Raw genomic sequence first — 15,587 nt, 5'->3', positions numbered from 1 at the left:
GGCCGCGACGCAGGAGGGAGCCGCGGTGCTGGGGGCCCGCACCGGCGCCCTGTTCCTGCGCGAGGGCGCCACCCTGCGGGCCGTCGCCCGCGCCGCCACGGTGCCGGTAGACCCCGAGCTGGGCAAGCGCTACTACGCCATACCCCTCGACTCCCCCATCCCCGCCGCCGACACGGCACGCGACGGGCATCCCCGCTGGATGCACTCGAGCGCGGACTTCGCCCGCCAGTACCCCCACCTCGAGCCCGACATCCGCGCCCTGGGCAGCGAGGCCGGGGTGAGCCTGCCGCTGTGGGTGGGCGGGGAGGTCGTGGGCAGCCTCAACTTCAGCTTCGCGGGGACGCTGGAGTGGGACCCGGCGGAGCAGGCCTTCGTGCTCACCCTGGCCGGCCTGTGCGCCCAGGCCCTCGAGCGCGCCCGCCTCTACGAGGACCTGCGCGCGGGCGAGGAGCGTTACCGCCTGCTGGTGCAGAACTCGGCCAACATCGTCTGGAGCGCGGAGCCCGACGGGCGTTTCAAGGGGCGGCAGGAGAGCTGGGAACGCTTCACGGGCCAGCGCTTCGAGGAGTACCAGAACTTCGGCGGGTTCGAGGCCGTCCACCCCGACGACCGCGGGAAGGTGGCCCAGGCCTGGCAGGAGGCCCTCGGCCGCCGCACGCCCTTCGAGATGGAGTACCGCCTGCGCCGCGGCGACGGGCAGTACCGCCACGTCCTGGTGCGTGCGGTGCCCATGCTGGGCCCCGGCGGCGAGGTCCGGGAGTGGGTGGGCTACATCGAGGACATCACCGAGCGCAAGCGGGCCGAGCTCGACGACCGCTTTTTGCTCGACCTCGAGGCCCGCCTGCGCCCGCTGGGCGAGCCCGAGGAGATCCTGGCGGCGGCCTCGAGCGCCCTGGGCGAGTACCTCGCCGTAGACCGCTGCCACTTCGCCCGCATCGAGGGCGAGCGCTTCACGGTGCTGCGCGACTGGTCGCGGGGCCTGCCGAGCCTGGCCGGCTCCTACCCCATCGCCAACCTCATCACCCCGGAAGGCGAGGCCGCGTACCGGCGGGGCGAGACCCTGAAGGTCGAGGACGCCGAGGCCCACCCCTTCACCGCGGCCCTCGCGGCGAACTACCGCCAGACCGGGGTGCGGGCCTTCGTGAGCGTCCCGCAGTTCTACCGCGGGGAATGGGTGGCGGTGATGAACCTCGTCAGCGCCCGGCCGCGCCACTGGCACGCCGAGGAGGTGGGGCTGGCGCAGGAGGTGGCGGGCCGGGTGTGGCCGCTGGTGGAGCGGGCCCAGGCCGACCAGGCCCTGCGCCGCTCGCTCGAGGCCCAGCGCCGCTTCGTCGCCGACGCCTCGCACGAGCTGCGCGCCCCCCTCACCGCGATCCTGGGCAACCTCGAGCTGCTCACGCTCTTCAGGGACATCCCCCCAGAGGAGCGTGCGGCCTCCCTGCGCGAGTCGGCGCAGGAGGCGGCCCGCCTGTCGCGCCTGGTCAACGACCTCCTCACCCTCGCGCGCGGCGACTCCGGCGTGCCGCTGCGCCTGGCCCGCATGGAGCTCGGCGAGGTGCTGCGCCAGGCCGCGGGCGAGGCCCGCCACCTCAGCCGCGAGCACCGGCTGTGGCTCGAGCCCGGCCCCCCGCTCCCCCTGGTCGCCGACCCCGACCGCATCAAGCAGCTCGTGCTGATCCTGCTGGAGAACGCCTTCAAGTACACCCCGGAGGGCGGAGAGGTCTGGCTGGGCTGGCGCGAGGCGGAGGGCTGGGCCGAGTTCTGGGTGCGCGACAGCGGGGTGGGGATCGCCCCCCACGACCTGCCCCGCGTCTTCGACCGCTTCTACCGCGCCGACGTCTCGCGCTCGCGCGACCCTGGGGGCACGGGGCTGGGGCTGTCCATCGCCCGCTGGATCGTGGAGTACCACGGGGGGGACATCCGGCTCGAGAGCGAGCTGGGCCGGGGCACCGCCGCCTTCGTGCGCCTGCCGCTCACCCCGCCCGAGCGGCCCCACGGGGAGTAATACCCGATTTGGTCAGTTTGTCACCGAATGGTGACAAACTGACAGGGCCGAAGTTATCCGCGTAGCGGAGGGCGGTGCCGCCCCTCGGGAGGGATACGCTTTCTTCGCCGACCGCCAGGGAGGGGTGTGCTCTGGGATTCGCAAAGATAGCCTCTGACTTTTTCTGTCAAATGATACCAGATTCGGTTAGTTCGTCACCGTTCGGTGACGAACTAACCCGACCGAAGGGAGTGCTCTAGGATTCAAAAAGATAGCCTCCGGGCTCTTCGGATCGGATGATTATCTTTTTGAATCCGGTAGGATACTAGGCTCCGCCCGTGCAGGGGTGTTCCCCGCCTTGCCTCCTTTGGCGTATGCTTTTTAGCTGAGGCCGTAGCAGCGGTTCTAATGTATGGCCTGGGCTTTGCTATAGACTTAGTTCAGCCAGGATGAGGAAGCTATGAAGCGTATCCTCGTGGTGGATGACGACCCCTCGGTACGCCGTTTCCTGCAGCGCGCGCTTGGGCTATCCGGCTACACGGTGGAGACCCTGGCCTCGGGGGAGGAGTGCCTGCACCGGCTCGAGGCCGATCGCCCCGACCTGCTCATCCTCGACCTGATGATGCCGGGCCTCGACGGCAAAGAGGTGCTCCACCACCTGGACGCGCAGGGCATCGTGCTCAAGACGGTGGTGCTCAGCGCCAAGGACGAGGAGGAGAACCAGCCCGAGGATCTGGTAGGGGCGGCGGCCTACCTGGTCAAGCCCGTCAACATCAACCAACTGCTCGACACCGTGAACGGGCTGCTGGGGAGCACGAATTCGACGTGAAGGCGCCGGCGAGAGGACCGTGAGCGACCCATTGTCCAAGACCCGAATTCCCCGGGCCATCCGCCCGCAGCGGCCAGGGCACAGCCGATGGCGAAGGTTCTGATCATCGAAGACGGCCTGATGGTCCAGGGCTACCTGCGGCGGGTGTTGCGCGTGGCCGGCTTCCAGGTCGAGAGCGTGCTCAGCGGCGAGGAGGGCCTGAAGGCGGTGCGCGAGTACCGGCCCGAGGTGGTCATCCTCGACTACTGGCTGCCCGGGGCCAACGGCCTGACCGTGCTGAGCCAGCTCAAGCTCGAGCGGCCCAGCCTGCCCGTGATCCTGCTCACCGCCAACGACGACCCCGAGGTGCGGCGCGAGGCCCTGGCCCTGGGCGCCGACCGGTTCGAGGTCAAGCCCATCGACCCTCAGCGCCTCCTCGACGTGGTCCAGGGGGTCTTAGGCCCCGCCAGGGGCTGAGCCCGGGGCCCTACCGAATTCGAAAAGCGGGTCATCCGGGCCAAGGACCCTGAGCGGCGGTCTAGGGCTTCTTCAGCAGGGCGTCCACCAAAGCGATGAGCCGGTTCAGGTCGATCGGCTTCTGCACGAAGGCCCCCACGCCCAGCGCCACGGCCTTGTCCTGCACCTCGTAGTCGTCGCGGCCCGTGAGCATGAGCACCTTGTGCAAGGGGCAGTGCCGGGCGATGGTCTCGAGCACCTCGAGGCCGTCGAGGCCCGGCAGGTTGTAGTCGAGGATCATCAGGTCGGGACATCGCTCGGCGGTGATCTGCACCGCCTGCAAACCGGTCTCCCCCTCCATCACCTCATGGCCGTACAGGCCCAGGGTTCTGCGCAAAAAAGACCGTACGCTCGCCTCGTCATCCACTACCAGAATCAATGCCACGGTCTGGCCCCGCTCTCTCCCAATGTGGCTGCTAATGCTGAGGCAGGCCTGAAGCCATTTCGGCTATCGCAAGCCCCCCCTGCGGCTATAACGATGAGAAGCCCCGACCCTGATTATCCACGCCCCGCCCACGTAGCGGTATAACACCCTTAAGAGTTAACACTTAAGAGTGGCAAAAATCGCGTCGTCATCGGCACTCAGGCCACGTTCAGCAAGTGCGCTTATGGTATGTTCGCTAAGCTTCGGATTTGGGCCCAAACTCGAGCGCAGCACCGTTTTAAGCCATCCGGCGGTGAAGCTACCGCCAGAGGAGGAGGAATTCTATGGCTAAGCGCAACACCGACCGATACGACCGTGAAGACCGTCGTGATGAGCGCGACACCTACCAGACCTCCGGCCGCCGCGGCGACGCTTACGAAGGCGACGAGGACCGCTACGACCGCTACGACCGCCACGACCGCGACCGGGGCGACGAGCGCTACATGAGCCAGGACCGTTACTCGGAAGGCCGGGGCTACGGCGGCCGCTACGACGAGGACTACGACCGCTCGGGCTACGGCCGCGAAGACATCGGCCGGGGTCGTGAGGAGTTCGGCCGGGGTCGCCGGGGTGGCTATGGCAGCTACGAGGACGAGGGGCGCTACAGCACCCAAGGCGGCGTCAGCCGCTTCGGCGACCAATACGGCCAGGGTGGTGGCCGCTACGGCGGAGATCAGTACGGCCAGGGTGGCCGCTACGGCGACCAATACGGTGGGCAGGGCTGGCAAGGCGGGCAGGGCCGCTACGGCGAGGGCATGGGCGGCTACTGGAGCGGCCAGGGCGGCACCGCCGGCTACAGCGGCCAGTTCGGCGGCTCCTACTACGGCCAGGACTGGCAGGGCGGCCAGAGGAACTGGGGCGGCCAGGGGCTCAGCGGCCAGGGCTGGCAAGGGGGCCAGGGCGGCTACGGAAGCCAGGGCTGGCAGGGCGGACAAGGCTGGCAGGGCGGCCAGGGCATGGGCCAGGGCACCCGCGGCCAGCACTACGGCAAGGGCCCCAAGGGTTACCAGCGCAGCGACGAGCGCATCCGCGAGGAAGTCTCCGACCGCCTGATGGAGGCCTGGGACGTCGACGCCAGCGACATCGAGGTGCAGGTGTCGGGCGGCGAGGTCACCCTCACGGGCACCGTGACCGACCGCCAGCAGAAGCGCCGCGCCGAGGAGATCGCCGAGATGTGCACGGGCGTGCGCGAGGTGCAGAACAACATCCGGGTGAAGCAGCAGGGCCAGGGGCAGTCGGACACCGCCAGCCAGGCCGAGCAGGGTGGGCAGCAGGAGGGCGGCGAGAGAGGCTCGCGCAGCCGCAGCCAGAGCCAGCGCTAGGCTCTGGGCGTCCACGAAGACCCAAACCCAGGAGGGGCGAACGCAAGGTTCGCCCCTTTTCCCTTTGCGCTGGCGGTGAAAGGTGGTTTGCGGTGCTTTGATTTGGCGACCGCGGTTCCGCCGTCAGGGGAGCGAGGGGGAGGCCATTCCACATGGCGAGGGCATCGCGGTACGCGATCCGGCATACGCCGGAAACCTGCTCCCCCTGGGCTCCCCCGAGGGACTCGCAGACATGCCGCCGGGGTCGGCGGCATGCTCGTCTGCGCCACCCCGCCCACCCCCTCCCGCGTGAGCCGCACACCCCGGCCGGGGCACGGCAGCGACCATCGAGCGCCCTTCCACGGGGAAGTGGGGCTGTAGTTGGCCTGGGGGGCGGGCACAACCCCAGTGGATGATTAACCCCAATGAGGCGCTTTACGTATTGCGTCTTGCGTATTGCGTCTTGCGTATTGCGTCTTGCGTATTGCGTCTTGCGTCTTGCGTCTTGCGTCTTGCGTCTTGCGTTTTGCGTTTTGCGTTTGGCTATCAGCTATCAGCTATCGGCTATGACTCCCCACGGTAAAAACCGCCCCGACCGGCCGAGGGGCCCCCAGCTCGAGCCCCCGTTCACCCGGTGAGCAGCCGCCCACGGTGACGCGGAATTCGCCGGGCTCGAGGCGCAGCTTGCCGTCCTCGTCCACCAGGCTCATCTGCTCGGGGGTGAGGGTGAACGCGACCGTGCGGGACTCGCCAGGCTCCAGGGCGACGCGGGTGAAGCCCACCAGCTTGCAGCGCGGGACGGGGACGGAGGCCTCGAGGTCTTGCAGGTAGCACTGCACCACTTCCTCCGCCGCGGCCGGGCCGGTGTTGGCGACGGTGGCCTCGAGGCGCAGCGGCTCGCCGGGCTGCAGGCGATCTTTCTCCAGCTTCAGGCCCTGGTACTCGAAGGCGGTGTAGCTCAGGCCGAAGCCGAAGGGGAACTGGGGCTCGGCCTCGGCGTAGCGGTAGGTGCGCCCCCGAGTACCGGCATCGCCGGGCCGCTGAGGCGGCTTCGGGACCATGGAGTAGTCCTCGAAGGGGGGCAGGTCGGCGGTGGAGCGCGGGAAGCTCACGGGGAGCTTGCCCGAAGGGGCCTCGTCGCCGAAGAGCACGCTGGCGACGGCCCGGCCGCCCTCCTGGCCGGGGTACCACACGAAGACGATGGCCTCCACGAGGTCCTCGAGGTCGCCCAGCGCGACGGGGCCGCCGCCGGTGAGCACCAGCACGATCCTGGCCCCGGCGGCGGCCAGCTTGCGGAGGAACTCGGCCTGCACCTCGGGCAGCTCGATGCGGCTGCGGTCGCCCTTCTCGGCGGAGCCGATGGACTCGCCCTCCTCGCCCTCCAGCAGCGGGGAGATGCCCATGCAGGCGATCACCGCGTCGCAGGAGGTGAGCTCGGGCGGGAAGCCCCGGATGGGGTAGGCCGCCTCGTGGACGAGCTGGGTGCCCAGGCGGTAGTCGAGCCGCACGCCCTCGGGGACGCGGGCCACGACGCCCTCGAGCAGCGTGGTGAGCCGGTCGGAGAGGCCGTGGTAGTTGCCGAGCAGCACGTCGGCGGCGGCCGCGTTGGGGCCGGTGACGCCCACGCTGCGCACGCCGCGCAGCGGCAGGATGCCGTTCTTGTTCTTCAGCAGCACCACCGACTTCACGGCGGCGCGGTAGGCCAGCTCGCGGTGGGCCTCGCTCCCCACCACGCTCATGGGGGTCTGGGCATAGGGCACGGCCTCGGGCGGGTCGAACATGCCCAGCTTGAAGCGGGTGGCGAGGTGGCGGGAGAGGGCGGCGTCGAGGTCGGCCTCGGTGATGAGGCCGCGCTCGAAGGCTTCGCCCAGCTTGCGGTAGACGTCGCCGCACTCGAGGTCGCACCCCGCCTTCAGCGCCAGGGCGGCGGCCTCGGCCGCGTCGGAGACGATCTTGTGGCCGTGGAGGAAGTCGGCCACGGCCCAGCAGTCGGAGACGAAGTGCCCCCCGAAGCCCCACTCCCCGCGCAAGACCTCGCCCATCAGGTAGGGGTGGGCGCAGCAGGGGTGGCCGTTGACGCGGTTGTAGGCCCCCATCACCGCCTCGACCTTCGCCTCGGTCACCAGCTTCCGGAAGGCGGGCAGGTAGGTGTCGTGCAGGTCGCGCAGGCTCACCCGCGCGTCGAAGCCGTGGCGCTGCTTCTCGGGGCCGGAGTGCACCGCGAAGTGCTTGGCGCAGGCGGCGGCCTTGAGGTACTTGGGGTCGTCGCCCTGCAGGCCGCGCACGAAGGCGCTGCCCATCTCGCCGGTGAGGTGGGGGTCTTCGCCCCAGGTCTCCTGGCCGCGGCCCCAGCGGGGGTCGCGGTAGATGTTGACGTTGGGCGACCAGAAGGTGAGGCCCTGGTACCAGTCGGTCTCCCCCTTCTGCCGCAGCGCCTCGTGGTGCTTGGCCCGGCCCTCGTCGGCGATGGCGCCGGCGACCTCGCGGATGAGCGCGGGGTCCCAGGTCGCGGCCATGCCGATGGCCTGGGGGAACACGGTCGCGCGGCCGTTGCGGGCGACGCCGTGCAGGGCCTCGTTCCAGTAGTTGTAGGCCGGGACGCCCAGCCGGGGGATGGCCCGGGCGGGGTGGGTCATCTGCGAGAGCTTCTCCTCCAGGGTCATGCGGGAGACGAGGTCCCGGACGCGCTCGTCCAGGGGCCGGGCGGGGTCGCGGAAGGGCAGGGTTTCAGTCATGGCTTGACCTCAGGTTTTCCAGGTGTTCCAGGGCCCGCAGGATGAAGTCGGGCTGGCCGAAGGAGCCCGACTTGAGCACCAGCAGCAGGGGTTTCTCCAGCACGGCCAGGCTCGAGGGCAGCCCCGGCTGGATCTCGCGCAGCACCACGGTCTGGTGGATGCCCAGTGCCCGGCACACGCTGGCCGAGGTGTCGCCGCCCAGCACGACCAGGCGGCGCACAGCGGTGTGGGCCAGGGCCTCACGGGCGACCTCCGCCAGCAGCCCGGAGACGCGCCGGCTGACCTCGAGGCCCCCCAGCCCCAGCGCCTCCCCGCGCTCGCGGGTGCGCCGCACGGCCTCGGGGTAGTTCTCCGAGCGCACCAGCACGTCCTGCCCGCGCCGCAGGTGCCGCACGGCCTGTCCGGCGAGGGCGGCTCGAGCCCGCTCGGGGTGCGCGAGGGCCTCCTCCCCGCTCAGGACCAGCTCGGCCCCGCCCGCCGCCACGAAGGCCTCCACCTGGGCGCGGGTCTGGGGCATCACGCTGGCCGCCACCACCAGCGCGTTGTGGGCCGGGCCGAGGTCCACCCCGGCCAGCGGGTCGAAGGGCTCGGGCGCCTCCCAGAAATGGGGCAGCTCCTCCGCCAGCGCGGAGGAGCCGAGCAGGACGGGCTCGGCGTGCAGCAGGCGGGCGAGGGCGTGGAGGTCCTGCTGGGTCTGGCAGTCGCACAGCAGGTAGCCCCCCTGCCGCCGGGCGGCCTCGAGCACCTCCTCGGCCCGCCCTTCGCGCAGCGCCTCGAGCGGCAGGCTCCGCACCGGGCGGCGGGACTGGGCCGCGACGACCTCGAGCAGGTTGGCGGTGCGCGTGGGGTGAACGGGGTCGTCCTTGAACTCGGACTCGTTCAGCGGCACCCCCCGCACGTAGTGGACGCCGTGCAGGGTGGTGCGCCCGTTCTTGGGGAAGGCCGCCACCGCCGCCCCGAAGCCGGCGCCCAGCGCGTCGAGCAGGGCGTCGAACTCGGCCCCCACGTTGCCGCGGAACACCGAGCAGGTCTTCTTCCACAAGAGCGTGCAGCCGAGGTCCTGGAGGGCTCGAGCCGCCCTCGCCACCCGCTCCCGCGCCAGCTCCGGGCTCAGGAAGCGGCTGTCGGTGTCCACGACCAGCACGTCGTGGCGCCGGCCCTCCAGGAGGCGGGGCAGGGTTGCCAGGTCGGCCTCGGCCCCGAAGACGCGCACCGCGTAGCCGTGCTTGGCGAACAGCCCGCCGATGTCGCCCGCGCCGGTGATGTCGTCGGCCACCACGCCCACCCGCGGCCTCATGCGCCCTCCAGTTCGGAGCGCACCGTGGCGAAGCCCCGGGCTTTGACCGGGAAGCGCAGGCCCCCGCCGGGGTCCGGCTCGAGCGGCCGGCGTTCGCGCTCGAGCAGGTCAGTGGCCCAGGCCCGCGCCACGCGCCGCCCCGGCAGCCAGAAGCGGGCCTCCCCGCCTTTGCCCTCGACCTCCTTCACCCGCAGCACGAAGCCCCTGCCGTCCCGCGCCGCCCGCAGGGTGGAGGGTATGACCGGGCCCTCCAGCCGCGCCAGCGTCCCCCCCGCGGCGCCGGCGTAGGGTTCTTTCACCTCGCGGAAGTCCTGGAAGCAGATGCGGGAGATGCGGCGGGCGTAGAGGCCACGGCGCGTCGCCTCGGCTTTTCCGACGCTGGCCCCGCTGAACAGCCGGTAGCGCCAGCGCAGCACCGCAGGGTGTAGGGACAACGCGCGCGTTGTCCCTACGGCCGCCGCTTCACTCGAGTAAACCGCCGCGCGGCGGCTATGGCGTACCGCCACTCCCCTGGGGTCGAACCCTGCCCCCCTATACCCCTGAGGGCGCCCCGAAGGTCGCCGATGTAAAACACCGCGAGCAGACCCCTCCCCACCCGCAGGGGCAATAAACTCGCTCACCATCCGAACCCCGCGTTGAACACCGGGCACTCCCCGCGCCGCACGCTCTCGTAGGCGTAGACGTACATCCCCGCCGACCAGCTCTGCCCCGCGAAGCCCGACGGCTGCCCCGACTCCCCGTGGAACCACTCGTTGAAGTCCCACTCCCCCCCGCTGCGGCTCATCCGGTTCATCTCCGTGAGCCGCTCGAGCTGCCGCCCTGCCTCCCCAAGCCGCCCTGCCTTGACCAGCGCCGCCACGTAGAACCCCCCGATGAAGGGCCAGGCCCCGCCGTTGTGGTACTGGTGCGGCAGGTTGAGGTTCCTGAGCCGGTAGTACTCGCGCCAGTCGGGGTCGCCGGGCATCACCGGCGGGTGGATGGCCTTGATGGGGTGCGGCTGGTCCACGCCGCGCGTGCGGATGAAGTCGAAGATCTTATCGGCCTGGGCCTCGCTCGCCAGCCCGAAGAGGACGGCGGCGAGGTTGCCGAAGGTGTCGAAGCGGTCGCAATAGTCGCGGAAGGCCATGTAGGGCAGGAAGTAGGGGCGCTCCTGCAGATGGGTGGTGGTGAGGCGGATGGGGTAGAGCCACTCCTTGCGGTGGTTCTCCACCCACTCCAGGTCCTTGCTCACCTCCGGCCCCACCCACAGCAGGGTGTTGACCTTGAAGCGGATGTCCTCGGCGGCCTCGAGGTAGGGCCCCGCGCTCTCCCCTAGCGCCTCGGCCATCGCGCCCAGCGCCTTGTGCGCCGCGAACCACAGCACGTTGGGCCACAGGCTGTTGTAGCGGTTGGCGAAGAGGTCGGCCCAGTCCATGGCCTCGTGGACCTCCAGGAGCCCGCACTCGTTGGAGTCCTGGTAGCGCAGCCAGGTGTGCGCCCGGAGGACGGCGGGCCACGCCGAGCGCAGGCGCCCCAGGTCGCCGTCGGTCATGAAGGTGTAGTAGTTGCCCAGGATGAACCACAGGCTGTTGTCGATGCAGCCGGCGTGGGCGGTGTCTACGACCACCTTCGGCGCGTCGTCGCCCACCCTCAAGGCCCCGCCGTGGGCGATGAGCGCGGGGTCGGGGATGCCGGTGAAGCCCACGTTGTGGGGGATGTTGCCCAGGGGGCTCTGGTAGGCCTGGAGGGTGCGCAGGCTGGCGCGGTGGATGGCCTGGCCCTCCTCGCCGGTGAGCATCAGGCCCAGGCCGCAGATCATGCTGTCGCGGGCCCAGACCTGCTTATAGGCCTGCGAGGAGCCCAGCAGCCCGATGGGGCTGCCGTTGCGGAAAAGGATCTCCTGGGCCTTCTGCCGGGCGGTTTCCTGCAGCGTCATTTCCATTCCGTCCACCCCCCGCCCGCCTGGGAAAGCGACGGCCTGGACACAGCCCGCACGCACTCACGGGCGAAGACGTCGAAGAGGTCGCCCCCCACCCAGTGGAAGTTCTCGCGCACCCGGAAGATGGCCCCCAGCAACCCCTCCACCTTTGCTTCGGAAGGGGCCTCGAGGACGTCCAGCCCCCGCAGCCCGACCTCGGCCCAGCCGGCGAGCTTCTGCGTCCAGGGGGCCAGGTCGGCGGCGAGGGCCCGGTTGCGCAGCTTCTCCAGGCGCTCGGCGCTGCGGGCCAACCCCTCGAAAAGCCGCCGCATCTCCCCCACCCGCTCGGGCGTGACCGGCGCGGCGAAGAAGCCCTCGAGCCGCCCCCGCAGGGCGTTGTCGAGGTGCTGGCCGGGCTCGAGGGGGTTCTTGCGGGCTAAGTCGGCCAGGGTGCGCACGGCCTCGGCGTCGGCGGGGTCGCCGGTGAGCTCGAGCAGCGCCCGGTCCCAGGCGGCCTCGGGGTCGTAGCCCTGGGGGTCGGCGAGGTACTGGGCCGCCGTGTGCAGGGCGATCTTGCTGGCCTCGGGCTGGAGCGCGGCGTTGAGGGCGATGCCCTTGCAGGCGCTGTCCAGGTCGGCGTCGCGGCCCCGGTAGGGCCGGATGTGGGGGTCGTAGCGCATGTCCACGTCGTTGACCGGGTAGTTGTCCCAGTAGACCACCGGGCGGCGCAGCACGGCGGACACGGCGTGCGCGTCGGGCGTGCGGAGGACGCTCGAGCACACCTCGCGCCCGGTCCAGAAGACCTCGATGCCCCCGTCCAGGCGCTCGCCCAGCGTGCGCAGGTAGGGCGAGTCGCCGGCGCCGTGGTACTCGGTGGGGCAGAAGTACAGCTCGCCCGCCACCTCCTGCCGCAGCCGCCCGCACAGCCAGGCCTGGGCCTCCCCCAGCGAGCCGAAGCGCTCGCCGTCCTCGGGGTAGCGGAAGCGGTCGGGCATGTCGTCCATCAGCAGGAAGAAGTCGCGCACGCCCACCGCCTGCGCCGCGCGCACCTTGTCGAGCAGCGAGCGCCAGTGGGCCTCGCTGGTGTAGTGGTACTCCAGCGGGGAGAGCCCGAACACCAGCCTCAGGCCGCCCGCCTCGCACCGCCGGGCCAGTTCCCCGAACCAGCGCATCTCGGTGGGCAGGTAGGGCTCGCGCCAGCGGTTGCGGTGGATGGGGTCGTTCTTGGGGGCGTAGAAGTAGCGGTTGTAGCCGTGCCGGGCGGCGAAGTCCACCATCGCGCGCCGCTCGGCCCACGACCAGGGCCGCCCGTAAAAGCCCTCGAGCACTCCGCGAATCTCAAACATCCTTCTCCTCCGTCGAAACCAGGGCCTCACTAATCGTTCCGTAGTCGCGCCCGCCCAGCCGCAGCCCGATGCCCACCCGCGCCCGGCGCAGCCCCGCGGCGCGGGCGGTCAGCCGGAAGGCCAGCGCGGCCTCGCCGCCGGGGGGTAGCTCGAGCACGTCCTCGAGGCGGTCGGCCTCCAGGCCGGGCGGAAGGTGCAGATAGAGGTGGGCCGTTTGGGGGGTGGGGTGGGGGTTGAACACGCGCACGCTCAGCTCGCTCCCGGTGGTCAGGCCCAGGTGGTAGGGGTGGGCCTTGGCCCAGGCGCGGGCCTCGAGCGGCACCAGCTCGGCGTGCAGGCGCTGAAGGGCTTCCCCGCGCTCCCGCAGTGCCTCGAAGTAGCCCGCGCCGGGGGAGAAAGGCTCCCAGTGGCCTGTGAGGATGAGATCGGGCCGCAGCCGGGCGTAGAGTTCGGCGCTACGGGCATAGTCGGAAGGGCGGAACTCGTTGGGGTAGACGTAGTTGAGGCCCAGCCCGTCGCCGTCGCTGTACTGGTCGCCGCCGACGAGCACGCGCTTGCCGCCGGCCTCGAGCAGCATCGCCACCGCATAGCGGGTGTGGCCCGGCAGGGCGTGGAGGGTGAGGCGGTGCTCCTCCCACTCCAGCGGCGTCTCCAGCGGCAGGCGGCGGTCCACCGGGATCGGCTCGAACCACAGGCAGGGCAGGTCGTAGGCGTGGGGGCGCTCGAGGAGGTCGGCGAAGTTTTCGGCGCACCAGACCTCGGTGCCGTATTGTTCGCGCAGCAGGTTGATGCCCGCCACGTGGTCGTCGTGGTAGTGGGTGGGGATCACGGCCTCGATTTGCCCGACGCCGTGTTGCTTCTTCAGCGCGGGCAGGGTGTAGAGCCAGGGCCGCCGCGCCGCCCGCTCGGTGCTGCCCGGAGCCCCGAACATGAAGTCGTAGCCGAAGTCGAAGAGCAGCGCCTTGCCGCTTTCGGAGCGCAGCACGTAATAATTCGCCGTGCTTGTGCGGCTGGCCAACAGGTGCGGGGTGATGGCCTCGAACGGCTGCTCGCGCAGTTGCAGGAGCCGGGGGTTGTGGCGGCGCAGCCGGATGAGCTCCCACAGCCGCTCGACGGTGGGCGGGATGGCCTCCGGGCCCAGCGGCTCGCCGTGGGTGGGCAGCAGCAGCCCGAAGCCGCGCTCTTGCAGGTCGAGCAGCGAAAGGATCGTGCCTGCCAAGCCCTCCCCGCCGTTGTAGGTCCACTGGGTCGCGGCCAGGGACCACACCTGCCCCGCTCCCGCGATCAGGTCACCGCTGAAGACCAGCTTTTGCCCGGCCCACTCGAGCCCCAGCGTCACCGAGCCCAGGGTGTGGCCCGGCGTGGGCAGGACGCGGAGTTCGGTCTCGCCCCAGCGGAAGGTGCCGTAGTCGCGCAGGGGGTGGGCCTCGAGGTTCTCCAGCAGGGTACGGTGGTGCTCGCGCGGGTCGTAGTTGTTGAGCAGTTGCCGCCGCTGCCAGTAGCCCTCGGCGTCGCGCAGCCACTCGAGCTCGCCCTCGGGGGCGTAGACCGGGACGCCCCGCCGCACGGCCTCCTGCGCCCCGCCCGCGCTGTCGCGGTGGTGGTGGGTGAGGAGCAGCGCATCCACCCGCTCTGCCCCGGCCTCGCCCAGCCGCTCGAACACCGAGCCGTCTCCCGCCTCGATCAGCAGGGCCCGCCCGTCGCGCACCAGCACGTAGACGTGCGAGGCGTCGGTGTGGCGGTAGAGGCCGGGAAGAATCGGCTGCATCTAGAGCTCCCTCCGGTGGCGCCGCTCGAGCGCCGCGGCGTGGTGGGCCCGCCCGGTCCGGCGCAGGTGCTCCACGAACCAGCGCAGCCGCCCGCGCACCTGCCAGGGGCCGCCCTCGCGCAGCACCACGTACATGGGGTCGTAGGGCTCGGGGGCCTGGGTGTCCTGCAGCAGGGCGTGTTTCCACTCATCGAGGATGCGCAAGCCCTCCGCCACGAGCGCGGGCTCGCTCCCGGCCAGGTCGTGCTCCTCGTGGGGGTCGGCCTCGAGGTCGTAGAGCGCGAGCTCGGGCAGTTCCTTGTAGCCGTCGTGGTAGGTGCGGGTCATGAGGTGCTTCCCCCAGCGCACGCTGCGCTGGCAGGTCCAGGCCATCTGCGAGACCACCAGGGCCGGGCGTCCGGGGTCGTCGGGGCTGGCGAGGGGCCGGGCGTCCCAGCCCGCCGGGACCTCGCCCCCGGCGTGCTTCAGCAGCGTCGCCATCAGGTCAAACTGGTAGTGCAGGCCCCGGTTGACCCGCCCGCCCTCGAAGCCCGGGCCCCGCACGATGAAGGGCACTCTCGAGGTGTGCGAGCAGGCGGTCTGGTGGTCGCCGTAGACGTTGTGCTCGCCCTGGTTCTCGCCGTGGTCGGCGCTGATGACGACCACGGTCTCCCCCAGCACGCCCTGGCGCTCCAGGACCGCCAGCAGGCGGGCGACGTGGTCGTCCACGTAGCGGATGCCCATGTCGTAGGCCGCGATCCAGGCCCGGAGGTCGGCGCGGGTGCGGATCTGGTGGGGCACGCCCGCGCGGGGCACCTGCTTGGCCCACACGCCGGGCGAGTCCTGGGCGCTGTTGGGGCCGTAGCTGTTCCAGTGGGCCTCGAGCACCTCCGGGGTGGGCCACTCCGGCTCCGGGAAGCCGTCGAAGGGGTTGGGCAGTTCGTCGGAGAGGCGGTAGGGGGTGTGGGCGTCCCAGTAGTTGACGTGCAAAAACCAGCGGTCCTGCCGGGCGTGGGCCTCGAGCCAGGGCTCGGCCACCGCGTTCACCTCGTGGGCCAGCTCGAAGCCACCCTTGCCGGTGTTGTGCCACTCGCGCAGGCCCAGGGTGAACCAGGGGGCCACGTGGCGGTTGGGGAAGGGGGTGATCGAGGCCGGGTAGTACTCGGCCCGCCGGAAGGCCTGGAACAGCGTCTCGAAGCCGGGTGCCCCCGAGAACCCCCGCCGTGGGCCCAGCGGGAAGGGCTCGGACACCAGCCCGCCGTGGTTGACCACCCCGCTCCTCAGCCCGAATCGGCCCAGCGCCAAAGCGCTCCTCGAGGGCAGGCACGGCGCGTCGGAGACGTAGCAGTGCTCGAAGCGCACCCCCTCGGCGGCCAGCCGGTCCAGGGTGGGCGAGGTGGGGCGTGGGTAGCCGTAGCAGCCCAGTTGGGCGGCCCGCAGGGAGTCCACGTCGATGTAGAGGTAGCGCATGTCAGTTCCCCGTCGTTGCGCCGTACGTCCTACGCCCTACACCCTTGTCTTTTCGCGTACGG

12 protein-coding genes are annotated in these 15,587 nt (G+C 71.0%); 4 read left to right on the top strand and 8 right to left on the bottom strand.

Annotation, left to right across the window (positions count from 1 at the left end; translation table 11 throughout):
• The 3 genes from MEICH_RS27000 to MEICH_RS24085 all read left to right on the top strand — a co-directional run.
• On the top strand, positions 1–2,005 hold a 2,005-nt coding region (locus MEICH_RS27000; protein ID WP_084542219.1), incomplete at its 5' end, for an ATP-binding protein.
• A gap of 439 nt (positions 2,006–2,444) precedes the next feature.
• Entirely contained in the window at positions 2,445–2,813 is a 369-nt protein-coding gene (locus tag MEICH_RS24090; RefSeq protein WP_051304023.1) for a response regulator transcription factor, read from the top strand.
• An 87-nt stretch (positions 2,814–2,900) separates the two neighbouring features.
• On the top strand, positions 2,901–3,269 hold the full coding sequence (locus MEICH_RS24085) for a response regulator (RefSeq protein ID WP_051304022.1): 369 nt from the start codon (positions 2,901–2,903) through the stop codon (positions 3,267–3,269).
• A gap of 61 nt (positions 3,270–3,330) precedes the next feature.
• Here MEICH_RS24085 and MEICH_RS24080 read toward each other — a convergent pair whose 3' ends face one another.
• Complete coding sequence (locus tag MEICH_RS24080) at positions 3,331–3,675, bottom strand: response regulator (RefSeq protein ID WP_275052623.1); 345 nt, start codon at positions 3,673–3,675, stop codon at positions 3,331–3,333.
• A 341-nt stretch (positions 3,676–4,016) separates the two neighbouring features.
• Between MEICH_RS24080 and MEICH_RS24075 the strand changes: the two genes are divergently transcribed.
• The gene (locus MEICH_RS24075; RefSeq protein ID WP_051304020.1) at positions 4,017–5,054 is read left to right on the top strand and encodes a BON domain-containing protein; all 1,038 of its coding nucleotides are present in this window, start codon (positions 4,017–4,019) and stop codon (positions 5,052–5,054) included.
• 536 nt (positions 5,055–5,590) lie between these two features.
• Here the strand turns inward: MEICH_RS24075 and MEICH_RS0107225 are convergent.
• From MEICH_RS0107225 to MEICH_RS0107195, 7 genes are all read right to left on the bottom strand, one after another.
• Entirely contained in the window at positions 5,591–7,768 is a 2,178-nt protein-coding gene (locus MEICH_RS0107225) for a glycoside hydrolase family 3 N-terminal domain-containing protein (RefSeq protein ID WP_027892056.1), read from the bottom strand.
• Complete coding sequence (locus MEICH_RS0107220; RefSeq protein ID WP_027892055.1) at positions 7,761–9,065, bottom strand: four-carbon acid sugar kinase family protein; 1,305 nt, start codon at positions 9,063–9,065, stop codon at positions 7,761–7,763. Before MEICH_RS0107220 ends, MEICH_RS0107225 begins: the two co-directional genes overlap by 8 nt.
• The gene (locus tag MEICH_RS0107215) at positions 9,062–9,499 is read right to left on the bottom strand and encodes a glycosyl hydrolase-related protein (RefSeq protein ID WP_157202654.1); all 438 of its coding nucleotides are present in this window, start codon (positions 9,497–9,499) and stop codon (positions 9,062–9,064) included. The genes MEICH_RS0107220 and MEICH_RS0107215 overlap by 4 nt, the downstream gene beginning before the upstream one ends.
• A gap of 182 nt (positions 9,500–9,681) precedes the next feature.
• Positions 9,682–10,986, bottom strand: a complete 1,305-nt coding sequence (locus MEICH_RS0107210; protein ID WP_157202653.1) for an amylo-alpha-1,6-glucosidase — start codon at positions 10,984–10,986, stop codon at positions 9,682–9,684.
• A complete protein-coding gene (locus MEICH_RS24070) occupies positions 10,977–12,308 on the bottom strand; it encodes a protein O-GlcNAcase (RefSeq protein ID WP_084542217.1) in 1,332 nt (443 codons plus the stop codon). Before MEICH_RS24070 ends, MEICH_RS0107210 begins: the two co-directional genes overlap by 10 nt.
• Positions 12,301–14,076, bottom strand: coding sequence for an MBL fold metallo-hydrolase (locus tag MEICH_RS24065; RefSeq protein WP_036218443.1), 1,776 nt, complete (start codon positions 14,074–14,076; stop codon positions 12,301–12,303). The genes MEICH_RS24070 and MEICH_RS24065 overlap by 8 nt, the downstream gene beginning before the upstream one ends.
• Positions 14,077–15,525, bottom strand: a complete 1,449-nt coding sequence (locus MEICH_RS0107195; protein ID WP_027892052.1) for a sulfatase family protein — start codon at positions 15,523–15,525, stop codon at positions 14,077–14,079.
• Positions 15,526–15,587: the final 62 nt, after the last annotated feature.

The organism is Calidithermus chliarophilus DSM 9957, assembly GCF_000430045.1.
Taxonomy (GTDB): domain Bacteria; phylum Deinococcota; class Deinococci; order Deinococcales; family Thermaceae; genus Calidithermus; species Calidithermus chliarophilus.
This window is presented reverse-complemented; position numbering and strand designations above follow the sequence as displayed.

Bases quoted from the DNA above. Each gene is read 5' to 3' on its own strand.
- MEICH_RS0107220 (WP_027892055.1), bottom strand. From the start codon at position 9,065: ATGAGGCCGCGGGTGGGCGTGGTGGCCGACGACATCACCGGCGCGGGC.
- MEICH_RS24065 (WP_036218443.1), bottom strand. From the start codon at position 14,076: ATGCAGCCGATTCTTCCCGGCCTCTACCGCCACACCGACGCCTCGCAC.
- MEICH_RS24090 (WP_051304023.1), top strand. From the start codon at position 2,445: ATGAAGCGTATCCTCGTGGTGGATGACGACCCCTCGGTACGCCGTTTC.
- MEICH_RS0107210 (WP_157202653.1), bottom strand. From the start codon at position 10,986: ATGGAAATGACGCTGCAGGAAACCGCCCGGCAGAAGGCCCAGGAGATC.
- MEICH_RS24070 (WP_084542217.1), bottom strand. From the start codon at position 12,308: ATGTTTGAGATTCGCGGAGTGCTCGAGGGCTTTTACGGGCGGCCCTGG.
- MEICH_RS0107225 (WP_027892056.1), bottom strand. From the start codon at position 7,768: ATGACTGAAACCCTGCCCTTCCGCGACCCCGCCCGGCCCCTGGACGAG.
- MEICH_RS0107195 (WP_027892052.1), bottom strand. From the start codon at position 15,525: ATGCGCTACCTCTACATCGACGTGGACTCCCTGCGGGCCGCCCAACTG.
- MEICH_RS24085 (WP_051304022.1), top strand. From the start codon at position 2,901: ATGGCGAAGGTTCTGATCATCGAAGACGGCCTGATGGTCCAGGGCTAC.
- MEICH_RS24075 (WP_051304020.1), top strand. From the start codon at position 4,017: ATGGCTAAGCGCAACACCGACCGATACGACCGTGAAGACCGTCGTGAT.